This is a genomic window from Stenotrophomonas sp. PAMC25021, from assembly GCF_004795795.1.
GTDB lineage: Bacteria > Pseudomonadota > Gammaproteobacteria > Xanthomonadales > Xanthomonadaceae > Stenotrophomonas > Stenotrophomonas muris.
Window position 1 is genome coordinate 597,956 of the sequence record NZ_CP039255.1, and the last position, 25,892, is coordinate 623,847.

The following is a 25,892-nucleotide window of genomic DNA, read 5'->3' on the forward strand; positions in this document are numbered from 1 at the left end:
GCGGCGCATCCTGCCCTGTGCCATAGGAGGGGTGTCATGGGCGAGAACGGCCAACCCAGCAGCGGCTCCACGATCATTCCGTGCCTGCGCTATCGCGACGCGCAGGCCGCCATCGACTGGCTGCAGCGCGCCTTCGGCTTCCATGCCCAGGCCGTCTACGCCGATGGCGATACGGTCTTCCATGCGCAGCTCACCTTCGGCAGCGGCATGATCATGCTGGGCTCGGCCAGCAACCAGAGTGCGTGGAGCAAACACGCTGCCCTGCCTGACGAGGTCGGCGGACGCCAGACCCAGAGCGCCTGCGTGATCGTCACCGATGCCGATGCGCACTACGCGCGGGCCAAGGCCGCCGGTGCCCGCATCGTCATCGACATCGCCGACCAGGACTATGGCGGACGCGGCTACGCCTGCGCCGACCCGGAAGGCTACCTGTGGTGGTTCGGCAGCTACGACCCGTGGCGCACGGACCACGGCCAGTGACCACGGCCGGCCGGCAGGCAGAGATCCGCTGCGGCATCGGCGGCTGGGTGTTTCCCGGATGGCGCGGCGGTGTGTTCTATCCAGCAGGCCTGCCGCAGCGGGAGGAACTGGCCCACGCCAGCCGCACCCTGCGCTGCATCGAGATCAACGGCACGTTCTACCGCACGCCAACTGCGGCCCAGTGCGCGCAATGGGCTGCGCAGACACCCGACGGTTTCCGCTTCTCGATGAAGGCGCCGCGCTACCTGGTGCAGCGACGCGACCTGTCCAGCACCGTGGAAGCGGCCACACCGTTCCTGCAGGCGGCACTGGCGCTCGGTGACCGGCTCGGCCCATTGCTGTGGCAGTTCGATCCGCGCCACCCGGCCGACGCCGATGCACTGGAGGCGCTGATGGCACAGCTGCCTAAGCAGCTGGACGGGGTGCCGCTGCAGCATGCGCTGGAGGTCCGCAACGCCGAGGCACATGGCCCGGCACTGGTCGACGCCGCCCGCCGCCATGGCGTGGCGCTGGTGATCGAGGACAGCGACGAGGCGCCATTGCACGGTGATGTCAGTGCCGGCTTCGTCTATGCGCGGATCAAGCGCAGCCAGGCCCGCTTGAACGAGGGCCTGCCGGCGCCCGTGCAGCAACGCTGGGCCGAACGCGCACGCCGCTGGTCACGCGGTGAACCAGTGGATGACCTGCCCTGCCTGGCCGGGCCCGCTGCGGAGGCCCCGCGCGAGGTCTACCTGCTGTGCATCGGCGCAGGCAAAGCGCGCAACCCGGCGGCAGCGATGGCCCTGCAGCGCCTCATCGACAGCGCCAGCGGTCCAGCCCCCACAGCAGGGTCCACCCCACCACGAACACGCTCGCAACGCGCAGCACGTTGAGCAGGAACGCCGCCAGCCCCAGGCGTTGCAGTTCGAGGAACGGATACGGCGCCTGTCCTGTCACTTCGGCCACCAGCATCGCCCAGCCCAGGTACACCAGCGGTACCAGCAGCACCCCGCCCAGTGCGCGCCAGCGCAGCGCGCCATGCGGCAGCAGCCACCACCACCCCAGCAGGTACAGCGCCGGCACAGCGTAGTGCAGGCCGGCATCGACCCACCATTGCAGCCCGGTGGGTTGCCACAGCCCCTGCAACGCCAGCACGTAGATGCACGCGGTCACCCCGATGCACAACGCGATCACCGCGGCGACAGTCGCGTTCAGCACACCCGCACGGATCAGCCAGACGCATCCCAGGCACACCGCCAGGTTGCTGAGAATCGTGAAGTAACCAACGAAGCGCAGCGTCGCCATGCCGACCCCGGCAGCCGCCCCGGGGCCATGCAGCAGCAACAGGTATTGCAGCAGCAACGAGGTGGCCGCCATCAGTGCAGTCAGCGCTGCCCATGCACGCTGGGCGGAACGGTTGGCAGCCATTGCGGGGTTCCCCTGGGGAGTTTCCGCGAGCATGCCACAGGCATCGCCGGCGGCCGTGCGATTGCCGCACAATAGGCGGATGAGCACACCCGACACCCGCAAAGCGTTGTGGCAGATTCACTTCTGTGTCCTGCTGTGGGGCGTCACCGCCATCCTCGGCAAGCTGATCACCCTGCCCGCACTGCCGCTGGTGTGGTGGCGCATGCTGCTGGTGACGGCGATGCTGGCGCTGCTGCCGCGGGTCTGGCGTGGACTGCGTACGCTGCCAGTGCGGCTGGTGGCCGGTTATGCCGGCATCGGCGCCCTGGTCGCCCTGCACTGGCTGACGTTCTACGGCGCGGTAAAGCTGGCCAATGCGTCGGTGGCCGCCACCTGCATCGCGCTGGCGCCGGTGTTCACCTCGATCATCGAACCGTGGGTGGCCAAGCGGCCATTCCAGCTGCGTGAACTGGCGTTCGGCCTGGCGGTGCTGCCGGGTGTCGCGCTGGTGGTCGGTGGCGTGCCCGACGGCATGCGCCTGGGTGTGCTGATCGGCGCGATCTCGGCGCTGCTGGTGGCAGTGTTCGGCTCGCTCAACAAGCGCATGGTCAGCCACGCCGATCCGCTCACGGTCACCGCGCTGGAGCTGGGTGCGGGCACCCTCACCCTGACCCTGCTGGCGCCGCTGATGCCCTACCTGCTGCCTGCGCTGGCCAGCCCGTTGTGGGTGGTCCCGGACCTGCACGACGGCATCCTGCTGCTGGTGCTGGCCGGGTTCTGCACGCTGCTGCCGTTTGCCCTGGCCCTGGTCGCACTGCGCCACCTGAGCGCCTACACGGTGCAGCTGGTGACCAACCTGGAGCCGGTCTATGCGGTGGTGCTGGCGGTGGTGCTGCTGCGCGAGCAGCACGAAGTCACCCCGTGGTTCTACCTCGGCGTGGCGATCATCGTAGGCGCCGTGTTCCTGCATCCGCTGCTGAACCGCCGCAAGCCGGTGCAGCATCCGGAGATTCTTGGCACGGCCGAGGCGCGCAACATCGCCGATTGAGTGCATCCACGCATGACGTGGATGCCCGTATCAACGCTGCGGCCAGTGCCATGCAGGTGCATCCAGCAGGCCCTGCCCGCTCAACAGCGTGCGGCCCTGTTCCTTGTACAGATGCAGCGAATGGCACCCTGGCGCCTGTTCCAGCGCCGCGATCAGCCGGCTGGCGTGCGACACCACCCATACCTGGCTGCGCGCACTGGCTGCGATGATCAGCCGCGCCAGCGCCGGCAGCAGGTCCGGATGCAGGCTGGTCTCCGGCTCGTTGAGCACCAGCAGCGGCGGTGGACGCGGCGTGTGCAGCGCAGCGGCCAGCAGCAGGAAGCGCAGCGTGCCGTCGGACAGTTCGGCCATCGACAAGGGCCGCAGCAGCCCAGGCTGGTGGAAACGCAGCGCCAAGCGTCCATCCAGCTCCTCGAAGCCGACCGTGGCGCCCGGGAACGCATCGTCGACGCTGCGTGCCAACGCCACCGGGTCACCGATCTCGAGGATGGTGACCCAGGCCGCCGCCAGATCCCGGCCGTCGTGATGCAGCACCGGCGTGCGCGTGGCCATCGCCGGTTGCCGCGCCGGGGCATCGGCATCACTGCGGAAATGATCGTAGAAGCGCCAACGCCGGATGTACTCGCGCAGGGCGATGGTTTCCGGCAGGCGCTGCGGATCGCCGACCTGGGTGAACAGGCTGTCGAACAGCGACAACCGGTCATCCACCAGATCCCAGCCGCGCGCATGGCGTTGCCGCACCATCGCTCCACGACGGTCGACCAGCAGGTTGGCGCTGCGCAGGAACGGGCCGGCCCAGATCGCCTCGGCCTTGATCTGCGGGTCCAGTGCGAAGGCCGATCGACTGGGCGGCGGGTAGCCCAGATCGATGGCGTAGCCGAATTCGTCAGTGGCGAAGCCCAGCTTCAATCCCACCGATTCCTGGCGTGGGCCGCCCTGCAGGGGGATTTCGCCGGCAGCAACCCGACGGTCCATCTTTTCCGGACCCGCCCACAGCGCCGAGCCCAGCCCGCCTTCGCGGGCCAGCACCGCCGCGACGCCGCCCTGCGCGGTCTCGGCCAGCAGGCGCAGGGCACGGTACAGGCTGGACTTGCCACTGCCGTTGTCGCCGGTCACCACATTCAACTGCTGCAGCGGCAGTACGAGTCCGTGCAGCGAACGATAGTGGGCGATGGCCAGGGTCTGCAGCATGGTCGGCGTCCGGGGAACCAGGGGGTCATGCTGCCCGGTTCTGATCGCAGGAGCTGCGACGCGATGTGAATCGGTGACAGCATCCACGCGTCGCGTTGATCTACTGGAGCGGCATCCGTTTACCGCGCGGGTGGCAGATGCTTCAGCCGGCCACTTCCACCCGGTTGCGGCCATTGCCCTTGGCCCGGTACAGCGCCTTGTCGGCACGTGCCAGCGTGTCATCCACGCTTTCACCGGGCTGGTGCTGGGCCACTCCAATACTGATCGTGACCGGGAATCCCAGCGGCAGATCAGCCACGGCCAGGCGCAGGAACTCGCACTGCAGTTCGGCGGTGCGCAGGTCGGTAGCTGGCATCACCGCCACGAACTCCTCGCCGCCATAGCGTGCGGCCATGCCGCGACCGGCGAAATGCGAGCGCAGCAGCACGCCCAGCTCGGCCAGCACGCGGTCGCCGGTGGCGTGACCCTGGAAATCATTGATGTGCTTGAAATGGTCGATGTCCAGCAGCGCGACGCAGGCCGCCCCGGGCTGGTCTCCGTTCACCGCCACCGCCTCTTCCAGCGCTGCCGCCATCGCACGGCGGTTCGGCAGGCCGGTCAACGCGTCGGTGCGGCTCTGTTCGGCCAGGTCGGCATTCTGCGCGAGCAGCACGTCCTGGTACTCAGACAGCAGTCGCTCGTAGTCATCGCGCTCCAGCATGTGTTTCTGGATGTCGAGCGCGAAGCGGCGCAGTTCCATCACCAGCATCACCTGCCGCGACAGCGCCGCCAGCGCTTCGGCCTTGTCGCTGGCCAGGTGCTGTGGCTGCGCATCGAATACGCACAGCGTGCCCAGCGGCAGGCCATCGGAGCTGATCAGCGGCGCGCCCGCATAGAAGCGGATGTGCGGATCGCCCACCACCACCGGATTGTCGTGGAAGCGGATGTCCTGCAGCGCGTCCTCGATTACCATGACCTGCTGCGGTTGCAGGATCGCGTGGCCGCACATCGATTCGCTGCGCAGGTTTTCTGCCGCATCGATGCCCTGGATCGACTTGAACCATTGCCGCTCGACGTCGATCAGGGTCACCGCCGCCATCGAGGTGCCGCAGACCGCCTTGGCGATCACCACCAGGTCGTCGAAGGATTTTTCACGCTCCGAATCGAGGATACGGTAGCGGTACAGCGCCTCAAGCCGAAGGGCTTCATTGGCAGGCTTGTCGGGCTTGATCATGCAGCGTCACGTTCCGGCAGGTCACCGCGAAGTCTAGCTGATGTAGAGCCGAGCCCATGCTCGGCTGCACCCGGACAAAAGAGCAGCCGAGCATGGGCTCGGCTCTACAGAAGCCGTTTACCAGTCCAGCTGCCTCGGCAGCAGGCCCTGCAGCTCCTGATCGGTCAGGTTGCGCCACTGGCCCGGCTTCAGCGCACCGATCTTGATGTTGTCGATGCGCACGCGACGCAACTGGGTCACCCGATAGCCGAACTCGGCCGCCATCAGGCGGATCTGTCGGTTCAGGCCCTGCTGCAGGGTGATGCGGAAACCGAACTTGGCGATGCGCGAGGTCTTGCACGGCAGCGTCATCTGGTCGTGGATGCGGACGCCACGGGCCATGCCACGCAGGAACTCGTCGGTGACCGGCTTGTTCACCGCCACCAGGTACTCCTTCTGGTGGCCGTTCTCGGCGCGCAGGATCTGGTTGACGATGTCGCCGTTGCTGGTCATCAGGATCAGGCCTTCGGACTCCTTGTCCAGGCGGCCGATCGGGAAGATGCGCTGTTCATGGCCGACGAAGTCGACGATGTTGCCCTTGACCGAGGTCTCGGTCGTGCAGGTGACGCCGACCGGCTTGTTCAGCGCGATGTAGACATGGCGGCGGGCACCGGGCTTGCGGGCCACGCGCGCGCGCAGCGGCTGGCCGTCGACCAGCACCTGGTCTTCCTCGCCCACCACCGCGCCGGTGCCGGCCGGATGGCCGTTGACGGTGACCCGGCGGGCGGCGATCAGGCGATCGGCCTCGCGGCGGGAGCAGAAGCCGGTGTCGGCGATATGTTTGTTGAGTCGGGTGGTCATCGCCCTATTATCGGGCATCCCCGCCCGCTGCGCTTCATGCCGGGGCCGGCGGATCGAGTTCTTCGCCGTCGAATACCCGGTTGCGGCCGGCACGCTTGGCCACGTACATGGCATGGTCGGCCCGGCGCAGCAGCGCGGCGAGATCGTCCTCGCCCGGCCGCCACTGCGCCAGGCCGATGCTGGCGGTGACCTCCAGGCCGGGCACCTGCAGCGCCCGGGCCGCCTCGGTGAGGTGCTGGCGCAGGCGATCCAGGCGCGCCGATGCCGCCTCGCGCGGCATGCCCGGCATCAGCAGCAGGAACTCTTCGCCGCCCATCCGCACCACCTGGTCCTGGCTGCGGACCGCGGCACGCAATGCACGTGCCACCGCCACCAGTACCTGGTCACCCACGGCGTGGCCATGGCGGTCATTGATGTCCTTGAACAGGTCGATATCGAGGAAACCGATCACCAGCGGGCCGCGCTCGCGATCAACCCGTTCCAGATGCCGTGCCAGCTGCTGCAGCCCGGCACGGCGGTTGGGCAGACCGGTCAGGCCATCGGTCTCGGCCAGCTGGCGAAGTTCATCGCGCTGCTGGCGCAGGCGGCCCAGCCGCTGGTTCAGCGCATAGGCAGCCATCATCAGCAGCCAGGTCACCGACAGTTGCAGTGCCTCCACGCGGTACTCCAGCAACCACGCAGCGCGGCAGGCGTCGGCCAGGATCAACACCAGCATCGGTGCCAGCGCCGCCAACCCCGCCTGCGCCCAGCGGTCGCCGCGCAGCCATGCCCACACCCCGGCCATCAATGCCAGGCCGCAGCCCAGCAGGTAGGACACCTGCAGGCCCTGCGCCACCCAGGCCAGGCTGTCCCGCTGCAGCCAGGGCACCCACGCGGCCAGCGCCAGCAATCCCCACAGCGCCAGCAGCTGCACCGGGCGCGATCGCGGCAGCAGGCGGTCGCCGCCGTTCAGTCGCCACAACGCGGGCAGCACCAGCGCCTGGGATGCAGCGGTCAACGACAGCAGCCACCACGCGCTGCGCTCACCCACCGGCAGCCATGGCTCGGGGTAGCCGCTCAGCCCGCCGAGAATGGCCTGCCACAGCACCAGCACGGCGGTACCGGCGATGTAGACCAGGAAACTGCGGTCGCGGGTGGTAAGGAAGGCCATCAGGGCCGACAACGCCAGTGCGATTGCCACGGCGATGCAGGCCGCGCGCACCAGCAGGCGGGCGGTATCGTTCTGCTGCACGGGACTGGGCGCGCCCAGCCGCAGGGTCGGTACCCAGCGCGCCTTCAGCGGCGTCTGCCATGACACCAGGAACGGTTCATGGCTGCCCGCCGGCGGCACCGCGACCAGGCCGATGCCTGCGCGGAACCGGGAATCACGGGTACGGGCATCGTGCATGTTGCCGCAGATTTCGCGATCCCCATGCTGCACGCGGACTTCGCCCGCGAACACATTGAACACGTCCAGTGCCTGCGGCTGGCCCGACCAGCCGCCCGCTGGCGCGGACACCTGCACCTGTTGCCGTGGCCCCGCCAGCATCTCCGGCGTGCATGCGCGATGCGGGGTGGGTTCATCGGTCGCCGCACCGACCAGCAGGTAGTCACGCCCGGCTTCGGCTACGGCCGCCGACAGCGGCCACGGCATTGCCAACCACACCAGCAGCACGACCAGCACCGCTCCCGTTCCGTACTGCCCCTGCCTGCCGCCCACGCCACGTCCTGTTCCTGCTTACGCCCGCGCCCACTGCGCGTCGCCCCTGCCGGGCATTATCGCAGCCGCGGCTGCAGCCCACGTGTAGACCAAAGTCGCCGACGGGCGTTCAGCCAGCGGCGGGCGGACCTTTCACCGCCACCAGGCGCACCGGCCGCAGGTCGGCCAGGGTCATCCGCTCCAGCGGTTGCGGCCGCTCGACCGCATAACCCTGCAGGCCCTGCACCCCAAGCCGGGTCAGCGCGGCGGCGACGTCGGCAGTCTCCACCCATTCGGCCACCACCTCCATCTGCAGCTCGCGCCCCAGTTCACTGATCGCGCGCACGGTGGCATGGCTGACCGGATCGGTATCCATGTCGCGCACGAAGGCCCCGTCGATTTTCAGGATGTCGGCCGGCAGCTGGCGCAGGTAGCCGAACGAGGACAGCCCGGAACCGAAATCGTCCAACGCCATCCGGCAGCCACGCGCCTTCACTGCATCGATGAAGGCACGCGCCTGGCTGAGGTTGCTGATCGCAGCGGTCTCGGTGATCTCGAAGCACAGCTTGGAGGCCAGCGCGCGGTTGCGCTCCAGCAGGTCGCAGACGAAGGCGAGGAAGCCGGGCTCGGCGATCGACTGCGCCGAAACGTTGACGTTGCACAGGCCCAGCTGCCGCACGTGTGCCGGGCACACCTGCAGGTGCCGGAACAGCAGGCCAAGCACGTGCCGGTCCAGCGCCACGGCCATGCCATAGCGCTCCACCGCCGGCATGAACTGGCCCGGCAGGTGCAGGCTGCCATCGCTGCCACGCATGCGCACCAGTACCTCGTAGTGCAGGTAGGAGGGATCGCCGACGCGGGCGATGCGCTGCGCATACAACACCATGCGGTTTTCGGCCATGGCCAGGCTGACGCCCTGCAGCCGCTCGGCTTCCTGGCGCCGTTCCTCCAGCGCCATGCGGTTCTCGTTGAAGCAGTGCACGCGGTTGCGGCCGGCCTGCTTGGCCGCATAGCACGCGCTGTCGGCGGCGCTCATCAGCCAGTTCACATCCGGCGCATCGGCGCTGACCTCGACCACGCCGATGCTGCAGCTCAGCTGCGGGCTGCCTTCGCTGACCGGGAACGTCGCCTGCCCCAGGTTGCGGATTACCCGCTGCAGCACGCGCTTGGCCTCGTCCTGCCCGGCATGGGCCAGGAACACGGCGAACTCGTCCGCGCCCAGCCGGCCCACCCAGTCGCCATCGCGCACCGCCGCCACCAGGTAGTCGGCGAAGCTGCGCAGCATCTGGTCGCCGGCGGCGTGACCGAAGCTGTCGTTGACCAGCTTGAAATGGTCCAGGTTGATGTAGCACAGCGCGTGCGTGCCACCTTCGCTGCGCACCTGCAGCAGCGCGCGTTCCAGCAGCCGTTCGATCTCGCGGCGATTGATCAGGCCGGTCAGCGGGTCGTGGCTGGCGTGGTGCTCGATCTCGCGCGCCAGTGCATGGTTCTGGCTGACGTCTTCGATGATGGCGAACACCGACAGGCCACCGCCGGTGCTGCGCACGCCGGTGCCGCTCCAGCGGCCCCAGACAAGGCTGCCATCGCGACGGCGGAAGCGCAGTTCGCTCGGGCGCAGCTGGCGGTCCCAATCGATGCGGCCCACCCCATCGATGACCAGCTCGCCGTCCATCAGCAGGTCGCCCAGCGACAGCTGCAGCAGCATGTCACGACGATGGTCGAGGATATCGGCCATCGCCTGGTTGGCCTCGATCACCTTGCCTTCGGCATCGAGCTTGAGCATGCCGACGTTGGCCTGGTAGAACGCCGCGCGGAAACGGCTCTCGTGTTCGGTCAGGTCCTTGCCGACGCGGCGCGCCAGGGCGACCGCCATCAGGCTGATCGCCAGCACCGACAGGCCCGCCACCATCAACGTGGCCAGCCTCACCAGCGTCGCCATCCGCAGCAGTGCCTGCGAGAACGCCTGGCTCTGCACCTTCATCCGCTGGTCCAGGTCACGCAGCTGCTGCAGGTAGCGGTCGCGTGTGGCAACGGGCACCAGGTTGCCGTCGTGCCGCAGCTGCAGTTCATCGATCAGTCGCTGCAGCGCCATCAGGTCGCCATCGGTCTGCCGCCACAACGCGCTCGCTTCGCGGAATGCACCGATGTCGCGCGCGTAGCGGAACGAGAACACCAGGCGAGGGATGTCGGCACGCGCATTGCCGCCCTGCAGGAAGCCCTGCCTGGCCTTCTCCTCGTCCGGTTCGGCCTGTTCCAGCGCCAGTCGCGCCTGCAGATCGCCCAACGGCACCTGCAGGGCCTGGCGTGCGTCGTCCAGGTCCTCGGCATCGCCACGCGCCAGGTAGCGACTGAGTGCGGCGGTGGCATCCTGCTGGCCACGCGACCAGTAGCCCTGGCCGGCGATCCAGGCAGTAGAGGCCGCCTGCAGTTCCTGGATCAGGGCGGACAGTGCGACCAGTCCGATCGCCATGCCGGTCAACAGCGCAAATCGCAGTCCCAGCCCCCGGGTCATCGGCACCCGCCGGCTGTGTTGGTCCGTGCCACTCCTACCCATCCCGGATCCCCCTGAATGTGCTGCGGTGACAACCTCCTTAGGAACCGGCTCAGCCTAGGACCGGCAATGTGTGGGCCATGCGAAAAAGGGGACGGAGGGGATTAAGTCGTTCTTGGCACAGGCGCATGACCAGCCAGATACGACTTAATCCCCTCCGTCCCCTTTTTCTGTCCGCCAGCCCGGGGGCTGGCGGTGGTGTGGACGGCTGCGGGTGCGGCTTAGAGGCTGCGCGGGCCGCGCGGCTTGAAGCCGTCACGACGCGGCGGGCGACTGTCGCGGTCACCGCCGCGGTCGCCGCCATGGCCGCCCGGGCCGCCACGACGCGGGCCACCCGGACCGCCCGGGCCACGCTTGTCGAAGCGCGGCTTGAACGGGCGCGGGGCCGGGTTGGTGTCTTCACCCGGAGCCAGCGCACGCATCTGCAGCTGCTGGCCGGACACCCAGACCTTCTGCAGGTGCGACAGCACGTCCGGCGGCATCTGTGCCGGCAGGTCCAGCAGCGAGAAGTCGTCGTGGATGTCGATGCGGCCGATGAAGCGGCTTTCCAGGCCGGCTTCGTTGGCAATGGCGCCGACGATGTTGGCCGGCTTCACGCCATGCTGGTGACCGACCGAAATACGGTAGGTCTCCATGCCCTGCTCCGGTGCACCACGCGGCGGAACCTCACGGCGCGGACGCTGTTCAAAACCACCTTCGGCGTCGTCACGGCGCGGGCCACGCTCGAAGCGCGGACCCCGTTCGTTGCGGTCGAAGCGATCACCACGTTCCGGGCGGTCACCACGGTCGAAGCGCTCGCGCGGTGCGCGCTCTTCGCGCGGGGCACGCACCGGCGGCTGCAGCAGGAACGGGGTATCGCCCTGCAGCAGCTTGGCCAGCGCGGCAGCGATCTCGATGGCCGGCACGTTCTGCTCGTTCTCGAAGCGCTCCAGCAGCTGGCGGTAGAAGTCCAGGCCACCGGCGCCGAGGGTTTCGCTGATGCGCGAGGTGAACTTGTTGATGCGGGTGTCGTTGACCGCTTCCACGCTCGGCAGCTGCATCTCTTCGATCGGCTGGCGGGTGGCGCGCTCGATCTGGCGCAGCATGCCCTTCTCGCGCGGGGTGGCGAACAGGATCGCCTCGCCGCTGCGGCCGGCACGACCGGTACGGCCGATGCGGTGCACGTAGCTTTCGGTGTCGTACGGGATGTCGTAGTTCAGCACGTGGCTGATGCGCTCCACGTCCAGGCCGCGCGCGGCCACGTCGGTGGCGACCAGGATGTCCAGCTTGCCTTCCTTCAGCATGGCGATGGTCCGCTCACGCTGGGCCTGCTGCATGTCACCGTTGATGGCGGCAGCGGCCAGGCCACGCGCCTGCAGCTTGCTGGCCAGTTCTTCGGTGCCGGCCTTGGTCCGCGCGAAGATGATCATCGCGTCGAACGGCTCGACTTCCAGGATGCGGGTCAGCGCGTCCAGCTTGTGCATGCCGCTCACCCACCAGTAACGCTGGCGGATGTTGGCCGACGTAGTGGTCTTGGCCGCGATGGTCACTTCCACCGGGTCCTGCAGGTAGGTCTGCGCGATGCGGCGGATCTGCGGCGGCATGGTGGCCGAGAACAGGGCCACCTGGCGCTGCTCCGGCAGCTTCTTCAGCACCGCTTCGACGTCGTCGATGAAGCCCATGCGCAGCATTTCATCGGCTTCGTCCAGCACCAGCGTCTTCAGCTCGGACAGGTCCAGGGTGCTGCGGTCCAGGTGATCGATCACGCGGCCGGGGGTACCGACCACGATATGCACGCCGCGGCGCAGGGCCGACAGCTGCTGGCCGTAGGGCTGGCCGCCGTACACCGGCAGCACGCGGAAGCCGGGGATCTTCGACGAATAGGACTGGAACGCCTCGGCAACCTGGATGGCCAGCTCGCGGGTCGGCGCCAGGATCAGGGCCTGGGGCTTGATCTGCTGCAGGTCGATGTTGGACAGTACCGGCAGTGCAAAGGCAGCGGTCTTGCCGGTACCGGTCTGGGCCTGGCCCAGCACGTCGCGGCCTTCCAGCATCGCCGGGATGGTGGCGGCCTGGATCGGCGAAGGGGTTTCGTAGCCGATGGCGGTGACGGCCTGCATCACGGGCTCGGACAGGCCGAGCTGCGCAAACTGCAGCGGCGCTTGGGAATCTTGGGACATGGGGAACTCCGAAGGCACTGCCGTCTTCCTGGCAGTGCGATAAAAAAGGTGATGGTCCGCGCTTTGGGCGCCCTTCTTATCGCGTGCCCTGGCGCTGCTCGGTCGGAGGAGATTTCACTCGCTCAGAGCGGAATGATACCGCATTGATGCTGAACGAGGCATACAGCTTTCCTCACAGATGCCGTCGGGCCCGTGCTGGCGCACAATACGCGCCCTCTTCCCGGCCCGGCCGCTGGCCTGCGCCCTCTTCCCAGGAACCCCGCTCCATGCAGATTCTCGAATTCGACCTCGACGGTGACTACGTCGAACTCAAGCAGCTGCTCAAGCTGGCCGATCTGGTCACCAGTGGCGGCGAGGCCAAGATGGTCATCAGCGAGGGCCAGGTACGGGTCGACGGCGAAGTGGAACTGCGCAAGGCCTGCAAGATCCGCGCAGGCCAGGTGGTCGAATTCGCCGACAGCCAGATCCGGGTGCTGGCTGCAGGCTGATCTGAAGCTGTTCAGGCCACGCGCTGGGTCAGGTGCGAGGCAATCAGCTGCCTGAACGGTGCCACGCCCTGCGCCAGGCGCAGGCCGGCCGCACGCAGCAGGCGCGCCGGGCGACGGTCGTCGGTGTACAGGCTGGCGATCGCATTGGTGGCCTCGTACAGCGGCCGCGACGCCAGCCGATGACCACGCTGGTAACTGGCCAGCATGCCGGCGGCGGCAATGTCGGCACCACGGCGCTGCTGCGCGACGATGCCCTGCGCCAACCGCTGTGCGCTGGCCAGGCCCAGGTTGAAGCCATGCGCGGTGACCGGATGCATGCCCACCGCGGCATCACCGATCAGCGCAGAACGCTCGCCGACGAAGCGATCCGCGTACACACCCACCAGCGGATACGCCTGCGGCGTGGCCACCGGCTGCATCCGGCCCAGGCGGTGTTCGAAGCAGGCACTGATGGCCTCACCGAAGGCTACCTCGTCCATCGCCAGCAGCGCCTCGATCTGCCGCGGCGGCAGCGTGATCACCGCCGATGCCTGGCCCTCGTTGAGCGGCAGCAGCGCCATCGTGCGGCCGTAGCCGAACCACTCCCAGGCGGTGTGGTGATGGTCGCGCTCGACCTGCATGCGGCACACCAGCATCGACTTGCCGAAGTCGCGCATCTGCGCACCGATGCCGAGCATGCGGCGGGTGGCGGAGAAGCGGCTGTCAGCGGCCACCAGCAGCCGCGCATGCAGTTGGCTGCCGTCATCGAGTTTGACCACGTGGCCCTGCGCATCGGCCTGCACGCCCAGCACCTTGCGCCCGTCGAACAGCTCCAGGCCGTCCTGGCCCTGCACGGCATCCCACGCGGCGCGACGGATCAGATGGTTGGGTACCAGCCAGCCCAGCGGCTGGCCGTCGACCTGGCTGCTGGCGAAGGTCAGCGCGAACGGCGAGCCGCCGTTCATCACCCTGGCATCGCGCAGATCAGCAATTTCAGCGTGCGGCAGGCGCTGCCACAGCCCCAGCTGCTCCATGCTCTGCCGCGAGGCATGGGTCAACGCGATCTCACGGCCATCAAAGGCGGCCTCGGCCAGCGCCTGGCGCGGCTGCACTTCGACCAGCCCGACCTGCAGGCCATTGCCCGCCAGCGCACGCGCGAAACACAGGCCCGCCGGTCCGGCGCCGACCACCACCACGTCCAACCTGCGCATGCGCGCCTCCTGCCGTTGATCCAGTCCGCGCCAGCATAGCGCCGCGCGCCTGAGCGGCCTTGATCTGGATCAGGCCGACTTACAGAAGTGCGAACACCAGCGCCAGGATCGACAACAGCGACACCAGCCACACCAGGCTGCGCACGTAGGGCACGCCCGCGGCATACAGCGGCAGATAGACCACGCGCGCCCAGAAGTAGGCCTGCGCGGCCAGCGCCGTGGTGTCGTTGCCGCGCCCGGCCACGACCACTGCGATGGCGGCGGCGGCGAAGAACGGGAAGGTCTCCAGGAAGTTGGCCTGCGCACGCTGCAGGCGACCGGCCAGCGGGCTGAGCGGCTTTGCATCGCCATCGCGTGCCGAAGCATTCCACTTCATCCCGCGCTCGCGGGTGACCACCGTGGAGGTGGCGAAGATGTACACGAAGCCCAGCAGTACCGACCAGGCCAGCATCGTCAGTTCAGTTGCCATCATTCACCTCCTCAGGGTGCCGACGCGCGCAGGCTGTAACCGGCCAGGCGCCACACCTGGTCCTCGTCGAAACGGAACGAGACCAGCTCGCGCACCGGCTGTGCGCTGTTGGCGAAACGGGTCGGGAAGCTGACGTTGATGTACAGCCCTTCCGGCACTGCTGCACCGGCGCTGTACTTGACCCGGGTGATGGTCGGCTGGCCACGCCCGGCCAGCGTACCCAGGCGCGTGCGCTCGGCGGCCAACTGGCTGACGAAAGCGGCCTTCGGCACCGCACGACGCGCGACGGCCGAAGCGCCATCCCACAATTCGCCGGCGCGGTTGGCGTCGACCAGCTGCGCTGCCTTCACTGCGGCGGCGCCCATTTCCGCGTCCTGTTTCTGCACCTGCGCCTGTTGAGCAGCGGTCAACGCAGGGGAACCGGCGGTAGCGGGCTTCGCAGCTGCCGGCGAGGCTGGTGCCGGGCGTGCCGGGGCCGGTGCAGGCGTGGCCGGCGCAGGGGCCTGCGCCAACACGGTCAGGGGCAGCAGGGACAGCAGCAGGAACGCGCGCTTCATGGACACCGCCGGTTTTCTGGAGAGAACCGCAGTCTACGCCAGCGCGGTGACTACGCCGTCAGCGTGCCGGAGCGTTGCCCTCCACCGCTGCCGCATCAGCTTGCGCGGCGGGCGCGGCGGTGTTCGCTGGCGGCTGCTCGGCCACCGGCGGCGGCTCCGACGGTGCCGGTGGCAGCGTCGCCACATCGATCTCCGACAGCGGGCTTTCGTCCGGGCATACCGCATCCGGGAAACCGAAGCGCTGCTTCAGGGCCTGGCCGCAGCTGTTGATCGATTCCATGTCGGCGCCGTCGCGCTTGCACTGCTGGTCGAAGGCGATCAGGAACGCGTCCTTGCGCTGCACGAAGTCATCGCCGCAGGCGCGCATCTGCTTGATCCGTTCCAGATCGTCCTGCACCGCGTTGGTGCCATCCAGGCCGTACTGGCGCAGCTCATCCGGCGTCAGCAGGCGCAGGCTGCGATTGGGCACGGTCATCATCAGATCGGCCACGCCCACCGCCACGCCATTGCGCTGCAGGTAATCCTTCACGTTGTCGTAGACTTCGTGCAGCTCGCGGTTGAGCTCGGCGCGCGAGGTGGCCTTGGAGCTGATCCGCATCATGCGGTGGATGCCGACCTTGCCCGACAGCAGGCGGTTGTCACCGGCAGCCAGCACGAACACGCAGGCGCTGTGGCAGATGGAGCCTTCGCGCACCCAGATGGTCCAGCCCGATTCACCGATGCTGTCACCGGCCACGATCGCCGACTCCACCTGGCCACCACTGGAGTCCAGGTCGAGGATGCGCTTGTGGATCTTCAGTTCGTCAGCGACCACCGCCAACCGCCACATCATTTCGGCGAAGCCCGGATTGATCTTGCCGGCGTAACGCACGCGCATCAGCCCACGCTCGGCACACGGCGCCAGGGCCTGGGTGATCTGCTCGCGCTGCAGCCCTTCCAGTTCGGCACCGTCGCCGGCATCGCCCGCATATTCCGTGCTGCAACTGACCCACGCACGCCCATTTTCCAGCTGCGCCTGCGGCCACGGCCGACCCGCCTGGCTGCGCGGTGGTGCCGGTGCCGGTGGCGCGTCGGCGGCATTGATCGAAACCATGTTCTCGCCATCACTGGCCGGCGCCCGCGCTGCCTTGTCGGCAGCGGTCACGTTGCCCGGATTCTCCAGCTGACTGCAGCCCGCCAGGGCCAGGCACAACAGGGGCAACCAGCGGAATTTGGCGGACATCGGGCAACCGGGATTCATGGGACCAAGAGCCACAGTCTACCCGTCCAGGCCGCGCATTCAGCGCGTGGCACTGAACCCCTTCTGACCCTTGGGAAAGCGTGTCGACCAAGGTCGGCACCTACCAACAGCCTCAGGAACCTGTCGAAGGCGTGGTGGGTCCGGTGGCAGGGGTGCGAGCGGCATGGATGCCGCGACCAAGTCCCCAGGGGTGAGGGCGCTTTGCTTGCGAAGCACTGCTTCGCAAGCGCCCGAACGCACAGCCGCCAGCGGCTGGGCCGGTCTGGGGGTTCACGGCGTCCCCTGCCACCGGACCCACCGCGCCATCCCACAGGAATCCCGCTTCTGCTGTTGCTGTTGCCGGCCAGCGGCCGGCACTACCGCGGGTCCGGGCGCAGCCCGGCGTGACCCCCTTCAGCATCCATGTCCGAATGTGGCGAGTATCCCCGCCCGCACCCGCCTAGACTGCCGCCATGGACACCGCCCTCGCCCTCGACACCGCCGCCTGCGACCGCGCCCGCCTGGCCCGCGACGCACGTTTCGACGGCGTGTTCTTCACCGCCGTGCGCAGCACCGGCATCTATTGCCGCCCGGTCTGCCCCGCACCGCCCCCGAAGCCGCGCAACATCACCTACTACCCGACCGCCGCGGCCGCCGCGGCCGCCGGCTATCGCCCGTGCCTGCGCTGCCGCCCGGAGCTGGCACCACAGGCCCAGCAGGCACTGGCCGGGCAGACCGTACAGCGCGCCCTGGCCCTGATCCACGGCGGCTTCCTGCAGGAGCAGCCGGTGGCCGATCTTGCTACGAAGCTCGGCCTCAGCGCGCGCCAGCTGCAGCGCCTGTTCGTCGAACGCCTGGGCGCGACGCCCGGGCAGATCCACGCCACCCATCGCCTGCTGCTGGCCAAGCAACTGCTGACCGAGACCACGCTGGCGGTGACCGACGTCGCACTGGCCGCCGGATACAACAGCCTGCGCCGCTTCAATACCGCATTCCTGCAGGGCTGCGGCATGGCCCCCACCGCACTGCGCCGCCAGCATCAACCGCTGGCCGCCGACGATGGCGGCCTGGTGCTGCGCCTGGGCTACCGTCCACCGCTGGACTTCCCGCGCATGCTGGCGTTCCTGCGCAAGCGCAGCCTGCCCGGCATCGAACTGATTGGCGAGGACAGCTACCAGCGCGTGCTGGGCACGCCGGAGCGCCCCACCCTGCTGCGCGTCACTGCCGACCCGAAGCGCCCGGAGCTGCGCCTGCAGCTGGGTGCGGTGGATCCGCGCCTGATCCCGTACATCGTGCGCCGCGTGCGTCGCGTGTTTGATCTGGATGCCGACCTGCAGCAGGTGCACGCCGCATTGGGTGAGGAACCCTTGCTGGCGCGCGGCATCGCCGAGCGCCCGGGGCTGCGCGTGCCCGGCGGCTGGGATGGCTTCGAAGTGGGCGTGCGCGCCGTGCTCGGCCAGCAGGTTACTGTTGCCGCCGCCACCACCTTCGCGCGGCGGCTGGTCGATGCCTATGGCGCGCACCTGCCGGGCATGTCGTCCGACTTTGATCGCCAGTTCCCGGCACCCGAGGTATTGGCCGAGGCGCCTCTGGAATCAATCGGCCTGCCGCGCAGCCGCGCCGCGACCGTGCGTGCACTGGCCACCGCCTGCGCCAGCGGCCAGCTCGACTTCGGGCCCGGCCAGGCGCTGGAAGAGTTTGTTGCCCGCTGCGTGGCACTGCCCGGCATCGGCCCATGGACCGCGCAGTACATCGCTTTGCGTGGCCTCGGCCAGCCCGATGCCTTCCCGGCCGGCGATCTTGTACTGCAGCAGGTCCTCGGCCACGCGCAGGGCCAGCGCCTGAGCGAACGCGCAACCGAAGCGCGCTCGCAACCGTGGCGTCCCTGGCGCGCCTACGCCGTGCTGCACCTGTGGCACCTGTCCGGCACATTCGTTGGAGAACCGACATGACACTGTTGTTCGATCGTTTCGACAGCCCGATCGGCGTGTTGACCATCGCCGGCGACGAGCGTGGCCTGTCACACGTGCTGTTCCCGGAGAACCGCCACCCCGCGCGCGGGCGTGATGACTGGCATTACGCACCGGATGCCTTGCCGGAAGCACGCGAGCAGCTGCTGCAGTTCCTGCACGGCGAGCGCAACAGCTTCGACCTTGTGCTGGCGCCGCGTGGTACGCCGTTCCAGCTGCGCGTGTGGCAGGCGCTGGCGCTGATTCCGTTCGGCCAGACCTGGAGCTACCTGCAACTGGCGCAACACCTGGGACAGCCCAGCGCGACCCGCGCGGTGGGCGCGGCCAACGGGCGCAACCCGTTGCCGATCATCCTGCCCTGCCACCGCGTGATCGGCAGCAACGGTGCACTGACCGGTTTCGGCGGTGGCCTGGAAACCAAGGCCGCGCTGCTGCGGCTGGAACAACGCCAGGCCCCGCTGTTCGCCTGAACATCGGGGTCAGATCCCTTTTCCCGTGGAAAAGGGATCTGACCCCGGGCGATCCTGGCGCGCCGTGTCTTGGGCCGGTAATTGCACCGGCTTATCATGCACGGATGACTTCCGTACGCCTGACCTGTTCGCTGGCGCTGCTGCTGCCATTGGCTGCCTGCACCACTGCGCCTGCCCCTACCGCCTCCGTTCCCACGTCCGTCGCATCGGCCGCACCGCCGAAGCTGCTGCTGATCTCCATCGACGGCCTGCGCGCCGATGCGCTGGACCGCGGGCTGACCCCGAACCTGCAGCGGATGATCGACGGCGGCGTGCGCGCCCGCTGGATGACACCGTCCTATCCTTCCCTGACGTTTCCCAACCACTACACCATCGTCACCGGCCTGCGACCGGACCACCATGGCATCGTCAACAACAGCATGGACGATGAAGCGCTGGGCCGTTTCGAGCTGAGCAACCGCGAGGCCGTCACCACCAGTGCCTGGTGGGGCGGTGAACCGATCTGGGTCGGCGCCGAGAACGCCGGCGTGCGCACCGCCACGACGTCGTGGCCGGGCAGTGAATCGGAAATCCGTGGTGTGCGCCCCAGCCAGTGGCGCATCTACGACGGCAAGGAACCGCTGGAGCAGCGTGCCGGTATCGTGCTCGACTGGCTGGCACAGACCGACGCCGATGCCCCGCGACTGACCACGCTGTACATGGAGCACGTGGACAAGGCCGGGCACAACTACGGCCCCGGGTCGAAGCAGTACGCCGACGCCATCGCACGCGCCGACCTGATCGTCGGCCAGGTGCTCGACGGCCTGCAGCAGCGCGGCCTGGCCGCCACCACCAATGTGATCGTGGTGTCCGACCACGGCATGGCCAGCGTCGCCGACGGCCACGTGATCGCCACCGAATCGATGGCCGACCCGTCCATCGCGCGCAACGTCAGCCAGGGCCAGTCGGTGGGCTTCGCGCCAGTGGCCGGTCGTGAGGCTGAGGCCGAACGCGCCCTGCTCGGCCGCCATGCGCACTACGAGTGCTGGAAGAAGGAGAACCTGCCGGCGCGCTGGCACTACGGCACGCATCCGCGGGTTCCGGCCATCGTCTGTGCGATGGATGAAGGCTGGGATGCGCTGCACCGCGAGAAGATCGCCAAGCGCGCGAAGCAGGACCGTGGCTCGCACGGCTACGACAATGCCCTGCCGTCGATGCGTGCGGTGTTCGTGGCCAGCGGCCCGTCGTTCCGCCAGGGCCTGGTGATCGACGGCTTCGACAATGTCGACGTCTACCCGCTGCTGGCCCACCTGCTGCAGGTGCCGGCCGCGCCGAACGATGGCAATCCGGAAACGCTGAAGCAGACCTTGCGCTGAATTCCCTGTAGAGCGAGCCCATGCTCGGCTGCATTACGCCAGCCGAACATGGGCTCGGCCCTGCAGGAACGCGCATAAAAAAACGCGGCGCCAGGCGCCGCGTTTTCCTTGGACCGGTCGGTCGGCCTGATCAGGCCTTGGCGACGGCCTTCTTCGCCACGGCCTTCTTCGCCGGAGCCTTGGCCACGGTCTTCTTGGCAACCGGGGCGGCGGCGCCTACGGCGACCTTGCTCGCGGTGTGCGAACGGGCGTTGCCGTAGCTGGCGTTGTAGCGCTTGCCCTTGGCGGTCTTGCGGTCACCCTTACCCATGTCTTCAACTCCTCAAGTGTGAAATCTGGTTACCCCGTACTGACACGGGTTCGGCGGGGCCGCCTTGCTGGGCGCCCCCGCGCACGATCGGAAATCCTATCACGGCGTGCCTAGTGCGCGCAGCTTGCGTCGTGCACGTGGCCGTGGTTGAGGCGCAGGTTGACCAGGTGGGCAACGCCGACCAGCAGGCCGCCGATGGTCATCACCACCGCATGCGGCACCGCATTGTGGTGCAGCGGGTCGTACAGCACGCCGGCCCACAGCGCGACCAGGCCGGGGATCAGGAAGCCGAGCGCACGCAGCGCACCGTGGCGGCGATAGCCCCAGACCAGGCTGAACAGCCCGAGCAGGGTCACGAACACCACCAGCGCCTGTTCCACGCCATCGCTCAGCCAGAACGACAGGCCCAGCGACGGCGCCGCCGCCAGCAGCACGGGAATCACCGCGCAATGCAATGCGCACAGCATCGAACCAGTGGCACCGAAACGGTCGAGCAGGTGGCGCAGGCGTGAGGACAGGGACATGACTTCCAGCAGGGTCGGCGAATCGTTATGGAATAATATAACATCCCTCTCCGAACCGCACGGTTTTCCCTCCCCCTGTCCCCTCGACGGGATTCGTGCGCCCTGCGATTGATACATTGTAACAAAGGACCTGCCCATGCCCGCCCACACCCCTCGGCTCAAGCCGCATTCCCTGGCCCTGGCCCTCGCCGCCCTGTTGCCGTCCGTCGCCTTTGCAGCCGGCCAGGACACCTCCCACCGTGACCGCCACCTGACCGAACTCTCCTCGGTACAGGTCACCGCGTCGCCGCTGCAGGGCGATGCCGAATCCCTGGCGCGCCCGGTGGACGTGCTGGCCGGTGAGCGCCTGGACGAGCAGAAGGCCGGCACCCTGGGCGATACCGTGGCCAAGCTGCCGGGCGTACAGAGCACCTTCTTCGGCCCCGGCGTCGGCCGCCCGATCATCCGCGGCCAGGAAGGCCCGCGCGTTGCCGTGCTGTCCAACGGCATGGGCAACATGGACGCCTCCACGGTCAGCGCCGACCATGCCACCAGCATCGAGCCGTTCCTGGCCGACCAGATCGAAGTGCTGAAGGGTCCGGCCACGCTGCTGTTCGGCAGCGGCGCCATCGGTGGTGCGGTCAATGTGGTGGATGGCCGCATCGCGCGCGAACTGCCGGAGCGCCCGCTCAGCGGTCGCGCCGAGCTGCGCGGCAACTCGGTGAACAATGAGCGCAGCGGCATGTTCCGCCTCGATGGTGTCAGCGGCAACGTCGTGCTGCACGTGGATGGCCTGGTGCGCAATGGCGACGACTACCGCATTCCCGGCTACGCGGTGATCGACAGCCTTGAAGACCACCATGACCACGATCACGATCACGACCATGATCACGATGCAGCCGAGGGCGAAGAACCGCGCCGCGGCCGCCTGGACAACAGTTCGATCCGCACCCGCGCCGGCGGCGTCGGCGCAACGTGGCTGGGCGACGGTGGTTACTTCGGTGTGTCGGCCAGCACCTATCGCACCAACTACGGCATTCCCAATGGCGCGCACGTGCATGCCGATGGTGATGACCACGGCCATGACCACGGTCACGACCACGGCGATGAAGAGGAAGGCGGCGACGAGCATGACGTGCGCATCGACATGGTGCAGAACCGCTTCGAGACCAAGGCCGGCATCTACAACCCGGTCTCGTTCCTGAAGAACATCAACGCACGCGTGGCTTACACCGACTACGAGCACGTGGAGCTGGAGGCCGGCACGCCGTCGACGCGCTTCACCAACCGTGGTATCGAAGCGCGCCTGGAAGCCGTGCAGCAGCAGATCGGCGGCTGGGACGGCGCGTTCGGCCTGCAGTTCGGCAACAGCGATTTCGGCGCCAAGGGCGAAGAGGCGTTCGTACCGGATACCGGCACCAGGAACATCGGCCTGTTCGTGCTGCAGGAAAAGCAGTTCGGCCCGTTCAAGCTGGAACTGGGTGGCCGCCACGACCAGGTCAAGCTGGACCCGACCGGTGACTACCGTCGCCGCACGTTCGGTGCCACCAACCTGTCTGCCGCCGGTATCTGGAAGCTCAACGATGCCGTTGACCTGCGCATCGGCGTGGACAGCTCAGAGCGTGCACCCACCAACGAAGAGCTGTACGCCGCCGGCGCGCACATCGCCACCCGCTCGCTGGAGATCGGCGACGCCAACCTGAAAACCGAGCGCGGCCAGCGCGTCGAACTGGGCATCCATACCCACAGCGATCGCCTGGACTTCTCCGCGTCGGTCTACCAGACGAAGTTCAAGGACTTCATCTACCTCGCCGACACCGGTGTTACCGAAGGCCTGCCGGTCCGCGCCTGGACCCAGCAGGACGCGGTGTTCCGCGGCGCCGAGGCCGAAGCGCTGGTGCACCTGTTCGAGGGTGGCGCCGGTGACTGGGATCTGCGCCTGTTCGGTGACTATGTGAAGGCCAAGCTGGATGGCAGCGGCAGCCGCAACCTCGACATCGCCGTGCCGCACGGCGACCACAACCACAATTACAACGTGGAGCTGGCCAACACCGGCTACCTGCCGCGTATCGCCCCGGCCCGCGTGGGTGCCGACCTGCGCTGGTCGAAGGACGGCTGGCGCGCCTCGGTCGGTGCGGTGCGTTACAGCCGCCAGAAGGACGTTGCCCAGAACGAAGCCCCGAGCGACGGCTACACGCTGGTCGACGCGCACCTGGCCTACCGCTGGGATCGCAACGCGGGCAACAGCTACGAGGTGTTCCTGGATGGCAGCAACCTGGCCAACCGCGAAGTGCGCCCGCATACCTCGCTGCTGCGCGACTACTCGCCGCTGCCAGGCCGTGGAGTCGCATTCGGGATCCGCGCGTTCTTCTGATCGCGCACGGCGGGGTCGGATCCCTTTCCGAAGGAAAGGGCTCTGGCACCACCGCATTGAACGGGGGCCTTCGGGCCCCCGTTTTCATTCCGTCCCACGCCATCACGCATCCGTCACAAAGGTGTGCGTACGACAACAACCGGACAATCCCGTCACTCAAAGTCTCGTCAATCGGACACTTTTGTCCGAAAATGATTCCATGACCGCTCAACGTGCCGATGCTGCTGCCCGCCGTGCCCTCATCCTCGACGCCGCCGATCATGTCTTCGGCCAACATGGCGTCACCGCCCCGCTGGATCTGGTGGTCGAACGCGCCCAGGTGGGCCGCGCCACCCTGTACCGCAACTTCCCCGACCGCACCGCGCTGATCCAGGCGCTGCTGCAGCGCACGGTCGACCGCATCCGGCGCCAGGTCGAACAGCTCGGTGACCGCGATGACGCCCTGTTCGAGGTGTTCGAGGGCATGGCCCAGCGCATCATCGATTCGCCGGCACTGGCCGATTACTGGCGTGCGGTTGATTCGGACGTGCCGTCCATGCGCGCCGCGCGCGAGACCGTGCGCGACCTGCTGGAGGAACCGATCGCGCGCGCCAAGGCCGCCGGGCTGTGCCGTGACGACCTGGAAAAGACGGATATTTCACTGATCTCGGGCATGCTGGGTGCGGCCCTGCGCGGCAAGACCCGCGACGAGCGCGCCCAGTTGGCCGGGCGTGCCCTGCAGCTGCTGCGTGGGGGTCTCCAGGGAGCTGCCAGCGAGGCCCGTTGATGGTCCAGCCGTATCTGAAGCCGGTTCCGGATTGGGAGGAGCATGAGAAGCCGACCATGCCCGGCTCGGCGTCGATGCCCTGGCACCCGCCGTACCGGCGCGCGGCCTATGCGCTGGTATCGTTGCTGGTGGCGATCACCGGCGGCCTCGGCAATGCGCTGGTCACCGCCAACCTGCCGTTCCTGCAGGGCCAGCTGGCGCTCACTCCGACCCAGGGCAGCTGGCTGGTGGCCGCGTATGCGATGGTGAATGTCACCGCCAATCTGCTGGCCTTCAAGTTCCGCCAGCAGTACGGCATCCGCCTGTTCGCCGAGATCGGCCTGGGCCTGTATGCGGCGCTGGCGGTGCTGCACCTGTTCGTCGGCAGCTTCGAGACCACGATGCTGACCCGAGCCGCCAGCGGCTTCGCGGGTGCGGCCTGTTCCACACTGGGCACGCTGTACATGCTGCAGGCGCTGCCGCGCCGATTCACCGGCAATCTCCTGGTGGTCGGTGTCGGCCTGTCGCAGCTGGCGGTGCCGATCGCCTGGATCGTTTCACCAGGCCTGGTCGATACCGGCCAATGGCACCAGCTGTACTCCTTCGAAGCCGGCCTGGCCCTGTGCGCGTTCGCGGCAGTGGTGGTGCTGAAGCTGCCGCCGGGCATCCAGGTAAAGGCGTTCGAGCCATTGGACTTCCTCACTTTCGCCCTGCTCGCGCCGGCGGTCGCGCTGCTGGTGATCGTACTGGCGCAGGGCTACACGCGCTGGTGGCTCAACACCCCATGGCTGGGCTGGGCGCTGGTCGCCTCGATCGTGCTGTCCACCACCGCCTTCATCATCGAACACTACCGGCGCAATCCGCTGCTGCAGATCCGCTGGCTGTCGAAGCTGCCGGTGCTGCACTTCATCGTCGGCGCGTTCCTGATCCGCTTCCTGACCACCGAGCAGTCCTACGGCGTGGTCAACCTGATGCGCACGCTGGGCATGGGGCCTGACCAGATGCGGCCGTTGTTCGTAGTGATCCTGGCCGGGGTGATCGTCGGCATCGCCGGTGCCTCGCTCACCTTCGGACCGAAGCGGCTGATCGCGCAGCTGCTGATGGCGATCCTGCTGCTGGGCGCCGCCGCGTTCTTCGACCAGCACCGCACCAGCCTGGACCGGCCGCACGACTTCTACGCCAGCCAGTTCCTGGCCTCGGTCGGTGCCGGCATGTTCATGGGCCCGCTGATCATGCTCGGCATCTCCGCCGCGTTGAAACAGGGCGTCGACCACATGATCACCTTCCTGGTGACGCTGTCGATCACGCAGACCCTGGGTGGCCTGGCAGGTTCGGCGGTGCTGGGGACCTTCCAGCTGCATCGCGAGCAGCTGTATTCCAGCGCGCTGACCAGCCAGCTCGATCCGGCCGATCCGGTGGTCGCGCAACGGCTGCGCATCCAGCAGCAGCTGTACGCTGCGCAGATCACCGACCCGGTGCTGCGCAGTGCGCAGGGCAGCGCGCAGCTGGCGCAGACCACGCGCCGCGAAGCCAACGTGCGTGGCTTCAATGACGTGTTCACGCTGAGCGGCTGGCTGGCGATCGGCTTCCTGTGCTGGTTGCTGCTGCTGTCGCTGCGCACCGCCGTGCTCAAGCAATGGCGCAAGCGCCACCCCGCCCTTTCCACCGCGTCCACGCCGGCCGCGTCCCGTTGAGT

23 protein-coding genes are annotated in these 25,892 nt (G+C 68.1%); 10 read left to right on the forward strand and 13 right to left on the reverse strand.

Annotated features, from left to right (window positions below; genetic code table 11):
• The first annotated feature begins 36 nt into the window (after nucleotides 1-36).
• Both E5790_RS02895 and E5790_RS02900 read left to right on the forward strand, forming a co-directional pair.
• Nucleotides 37-480 carry a VOC family protein gene (locus E5790_RS02895; RefSeq protein WP_014646472.1) on the forward strand — a complete coding sequence of 148 codons (444 nt, stop codon included), beginning with the start codon at nucleotides 37-39 and terminating at the stop codon, nucleotides 478-480.
• Nucleotides 477-1,352: a DUF72 domain-containing protein gene (locus E5790_RS02900; protein WP_111206628.1), complete on the forward strand. Its 876-nt coding sequence runs from the start codon at nucleotides 477-479 to the stop codon at nucleotides 1,350-1,352. The genes E5790_RS02895 and E5790_RS02900 overlap by 4 nt, the downstream gene beginning before the upstream one ends.
• Here E5790_RS02900 and E5790_RS02905 read toward each other — a convergent pair.
• Nucleotides 1,273-1,887 carry a Pr6Pr family membrane protein gene (locus E5790_RS02905; RefSeq protein WP_049441536.1) on the reverse strand — a complete coding sequence of 205 codons (615 nt, stop codon included), beginning with the start codon at nucleotides 1,885-1,887 and terminating at the stop codon, nucleotides 1,273-1,275. The two genes, E5790_RS02900 and E5790_RS02905, sit on opposite strands and share 80 nt — an antisense overlap.
• 79 nt (nucleotides 1,888-1,966) lie before the next feature.
• Between E5790_RS02905 and E5790_RS02910 the strand changes: the two genes are divergently transcribed.
• A complete protein-coding gene (locus tag E5790_RS02910) occupies nucleotides 1,967-2,914 on the forward strand; it encodes a DMT family transporter (RefSeq protein WP_014646470.1) in 948 nt (315 codons plus the stop codon).
• 30 nt (nucleotides 2,915-2,944) lie between these two features.
• Here E5790_RS02910 and E5790_RS02915 read toward each other — a convergent pair whose 3' ends face one another.
• The 6 genes from E5790_RS02915 to E5790_RS02940 form a co-directional block, all read right to left on the reverse strand.
• Nucleotides 2,945-4,105 (reverse strand): AAA family ATPase, encoded by a 1,161-nt coding sequence (locus tag E5790_RS02915; protein ID WP_014646469.1) that lies wholly within the window; start codon nucleotides 4,103-4,105, stop codon nucleotides 2,945-2,947.
• Nucleotides 4,106-4,247: 142 nt separating this feature from the next.
• Nucleotides 4,248-5,318, reverse strand: a complete 1,071-nt coding sequence (locus tag E5790_RS02920) for a sensor domain-containing diguanylate cyclase (RefSeq protein WP_049441534.1) — start codon at nucleotides 5,316-5,318, stop codon at nucleotides 4,248-4,250.
• A gap of 117 nt (nucleotides 5,319-5,435) precedes the next feature.
• Nucleotides 5,436-6,158, reverse strand: a complete 723-nt coding sequence (locus E5790_RS02925; protein ID WP_049441533.1) for a pseudouridine synthase — start codon at nucleotides 6,156-6,158, stop codon at nucleotides 5,436-5,438.
• A 34-nt stretch (nucleotides 6,159-6,192) separates the two neighbouring features.
• Complete coding sequence (locus E5790_RS02930; protein WP_049441532.1) at nucleotides 6,193-7,857, reverse strand: diguanylate cyclase; 1,665 nt, start codon at nucleotides 7,855-7,857, stop codon at nucleotides 6,193-6,195.
• 109 nt (nucleotides 7,858-7,966) lie between these two features.
• On the reverse strand, nucleotides 7,967-10,390 hold the full coding sequence (locus tag E5790_RS02935; protein ID WP_049441529.1) for an EAL domain-containing protein: 2,424 nt from the start codon (nucleotides 10,388-10,390) through the stop codon (nucleotides 7,967-7,969).
• Between the two features lie 218 nt (nucleotides 10,391-10,608).
• On the reverse strand, nucleotides 10,609-12,546 hold the full coding sequence (locus tag E5790_RS02940) for a DEAD/DEAH box helicase (protein ID WP_049441528.1): 1,938 nt from the start codon (nucleotides 12,544-12,546) through the stop codon (nucleotides 10,609-10,611).
• Nucleotides 12,547-12,812: 266 nt separating this feature from the next.
• Between E5790_RS02940 and E5790_RS02945 the strand changes: the two genes are divergently transcribed.
• Nucleotides 12,813-13,034: an RNA-binding S4 domain-containing protein gene (locus tag E5790_RS02945; protein WP_014036469.1), complete on the forward strand. Its 222-nt coding sequence runs from the start codon at nucleotides 12,813-12,815 to the stop codon at nucleotides 13,032-13,034.
• 11 nt (nucleotides 13,035-13,045) lie between these two features.
• On the opposite strand, the gene ubiM is transcribed toward E5790_RS02945, so the two are convergent.
• The 4 genes from ubiM to E5790_RS02965 all read right to left on the reverse strand — a co-directional run bounded on the left by ubiM (nucleotide 13,046) and on the right by E5790_RS02965 (nucleotide 16,472).
• Nucleotides 13,046-14,224 (reverse strand): 5-demethoxyubiquinol-8 5-hydroxylase UbiM, encoded by a 1,179-nt coding sequence (ubiM, locus tag E5790_RS02950; protein WP_014646462.1) that lies wholly within the window; start codon nucleotides 14,222-14,224, stop codon nucleotides 13,046-13,048.
• Nucleotides 14,225-14,303: 79 nt separating this feature from the next.
• Entirely contained in the window at nucleotides 14,304-14,693 is a 390-nt protein-coding gene (locus tag E5790_RS02955; RefSeq protein ID WP_046429692.1) for an MAPEG family protein, read from the reverse strand.
• A gap of 11 nt (nucleotides 14,694-14,704) precedes the next feature.
• A complete protein-coding gene (locus tag E5790_RS02960) occupies nucleotides 14,705-15,250 on the reverse strand; it encodes a DUF4019 domain-containing protein (RefSeq protein WP_014646460.1) in 546 nt (181 codons plus the stop codon).
• A 58-nt stretch (nucleotides 15,251-15,308) separates the two neighbouring features.
• Entirely contained in the window at nucleotides 15,309-16,472 is a 1,164-nt protein-coding gene (locus E5790_RS02965; protein WP_041863185.1) for a hypothetical protein, read from the reverse strand.
• A 470-nt stretch (nucleotides 16,473-16,942) separates the two neighbouring features.
• Between E5790_RS02965 and E5790_RS02970 the strand changes: the two genes are divergently transcribed.
• The 3 genes from E5790_RS02970 to E5790_RS02980 all read left to right on the forward strand — a co-directional run bounded on the left by E5790_RS02970 (nucleotide 16,943) and on the right by E5790_RS02980 (nucleotide 20,264).
• The gene (locus E5790_RS02970) at nucleotides 16,943-18,421 is read left to right on the forward strand and encodes a DNA-3-methyladenine glycosylase 2 (RefSeq protein WP_049441525.1); all 1,479 of its coding nucleotides are present in this window, start codon (nucleotides 16,943-16,945) and stop codon (nucleotides 18,419-18,421) included.
• A complete protein-coding gene (locus tag E5790_RS02975; RefSeq protein ID WP_005408696.1) occupies nucleotides 18,418-18,909 on the forward strand; it encodes a methylated-DNA--[protein]-cysteine S-methyltransferase in 492 nt (163 codons plus the stop codon). Before E5790_RS02970 ends, E5790_RS02975 begins: the two co-directional genes overlap by 4 nt.
• Before the next feature lie 104 nt (nucleotides 18,910-19,013).
• On the forward strand, nucleotides 19,014-20,264 hold the full coding sequence (locus tag E5790_RS02980; RefSeq protein ID WP_046429675.1) for an ectonucleotide pyrophosphatase/phosphodiesterase: 1,251 nt from the start codon (nucleotides 19,014-19,016) through the stop codon (nucleotides 20,262-20,264).
• Nucleotides 20,265-20,394: 130 nt separating this feature from the next.
• Here the strand turns inward: E5790_RS02980 and E5790_RS02985 are convergent, their stop codons facing one another.
• Both E5790_RS02985 and E5790_RS02990 read right to left on the reverse strand, forming a co-directional pair.
• Nucleotides 20,395-20,574 carry a 30S ribosomal protein THX gene (locus E5790_RS02985; protein ID WP_004150462.1) on the reverse strand — a complete coding sequence of 60 codons (180 nt, stop codon included), beginning with the start codon at nucleotides 20,572-20,574 and terminating at the stop codon, nucleotides 20,395-20,397.
• Nucleotides 20,575-20,684: 110 nt separating this feature from the next.
• Complete coding sequence (locus E5790_RS02990; protein WP_049441523.1) at nucleotides 20,685-21,098, reverse strand: MerC domain-containing protein; 414 nt, start codon at nucleotides 21,096-21,098, stop codon at nucleotides 20,685-20,687.
• 136 nt (nucleotides 21,099-21,234) lie between these two features.
• On the opposite strand from E5790_RS02990, the gene E5790_RS02995 reads away from it, so the two are divergent.
• The 3 genes from E5790_RS02995 to E5790_RS03005 all read left to right on the forward strand — a co-directional run bounded on the left by E5790_RS02995 (nucleotide 21,235) and on the right by E5790_RS03005 (nucleotide 25,890).
• The gene (locus tag E5790_RS02995) at nucleotides 21,235-23,451 is read left to right on the forward strand and encodes a TonB-dependent receptor (RefSeq protein WP_111206624.1); all 2,217 of its coding nucleotides are present in this window, start codon (nucleotides 21,235-21,237) and stop codon (nucleotides 23,449-23,451) included.
• Between the two features lie 199 nt (nucleotides 23,452-23,650).
• Complete coding sequence (locus E5790_RS03000; protein ID WP_014646454.1) at nucleotides 23,651-24,217, forward strand: TetR/AcrR family transcriptional regulator; 567 nt, start codon at nucleotides 23,651-23,653, stop codon at nucleotides 24,215-24,217.
• Nucleotides 24,217-25,890, forward strand: coding sequence for an MFS transporter (locus E5790_RS03005; protein ID WP_032956775.1), 1,674 nt, complete (start codon nucleotides 24,217-24,219; stop codon nucleotides 25,888-25,890). Before E5790_RS03000 ends, E5790_RS03005 begins: the two co-directional genes overlap by 1 nt.
• Nucleotides 25,891-25,892 lie beyond the last annotated feature (2 nt).

Coding starts and splice junctions, on each gene's coding strand:
- E5790_RS02935 (WP_049441529.1), bottom strand. CDS start 10,390: ATGGGTAGGAGTGGCACGGACCAACACAGCCGGCGGGTGCCGATGACC.
- E5790_RS02905 (WP_049441536.1), bottom strand. CDS start 1,887: ATGGCTGCCAACCGTTCCGCCCAGCGTGCATGGGCAGCGCTGACTGCA.
- E5790_RS02910 (WP_014646470.1), top strand. CDS start 1,967: ATGAGCACACCCGACACCCGCAAAGCGTTGTGGCAGATTCACTTCTGT.
- E5790_RS02995 (WP_111206624.1), top strand. CDS start 21,235: ATGCCCGCCCACACCCCTCGGCTCAAGCCGCATTCCCTGGCCCTGGCC.
- E5790_RS03000 (WP_014646454.1), top strand. CDS start 23,651: ATGACCGCTCAACGTGCCGATGCTGCTGCCCGCCGTGCCCTCATCCTC.
- ubiM (WP_014646462.1), bottom strand. CDS start 14,224: ATGCGCAGGTTGGACGTGGTGGTGGTCGGCGCCGGACCGGCGGGCCTG.
- E5790_RS02955 (WP_046429692.1), bottom strand. CDS start 14,693: ATGGCAACTGAACTGACGATGCTGGCCTGGTCGGTACTGCTGGGCTTC.
- E5790_RS02915 (WP_014646469.1), bottom strand. CDS start 4,105: ATGCTGCAGACCCTGGCCATCGCCCACTATCGTTCGCTGCACGGACTC.
- E5790_RS02990 (WP_049441523.1), bottom strand. CDS start 21,098: ATGTCCCTGTCCTCACGCCTGCGCCACCTGCTCGACCGTTTCGGTGCC.
- E5790_RS02980 (WP_046429675.1), top strand. CDS start 19,014: ATGACTTCCGTACGCCTGACCTGTTCGCTGGCGCTGCTGCTGCCATTG.
- E5790_RS02965 (WP_041863185.1), bottom strand. CDS start 16,472: ATGTCCGCCAAATTCCGCTGGTTGCCCCTGTTGTGCCTGGCCCTGGCG.
- E5790_RS02970 (WP_049441525.1), top strand. CDS start 16,943: ATGGACACCGCCCTCGCCCTCGACACCGCCGCCTGCGACCGCGCCCGC.
- E5790_RS02975 (WP_005408696.1), top strand. CDS start 18,418: ATGACACTGTTGTTCGATCGTTTCGACAGCCCGATCGGCGTGTTGACC.
- E5790_RS02945 (WP_014036469.1), top strand. CDS start 12,813: ATGCAGATTCTCGAATTCGACCTCGACGGTGACTACGTCGAACTCAAG.
- E5790_RS02925 (WP_049441533.1), bottom strand. CDS start 6,158: ATGACCACCCGACTCAACAAACATATCGCCGACACCGGCTTCTGCTCC.
- E5790_RS02940 (WP_049441528.1), bottom strand. CDS start 12,546: ATGTCCCAAGATTCCCAAGCGCCGCTGCAGTTTGCGCAGCTCGGCCTG.
- E5790_RS02960 (WP_014646460.1), bottom strand. CDS start 15,250: ATGAAGCGCGCGTTCCTGCTGCTGTCCCTGCTGCCCCTGACCGTGTTG.
- E5790_RS02985 (WP_004150462.1), bottom strand. CDS start 20,574: ATGGGTAAGGGTGACCGCAAGACCGCCAAGGGCAAGCGCTACAACGCC.
- E5790_RS03005 (WP_032956775.1), top strand. CDS start 24,217: ATGGTCCAGCCGTATCTGAAGCCGGTTCCGGATTGGGAGGAGCATGAG.
- E5790_RS02920 (WP_049441534.1), bottom strand. CDS start 5,318: ATGATCAAGCCCGACAAGCCTGCCAATGAAGCCCTTCGGCTTGAGGCG.
- E5790_RS02895 (WP_014646472.1), top strand. CDS start 37: ATGGGCGAGAACGGCCAACCCAGCAGCGGCTCCACGATCATTCCGTGC.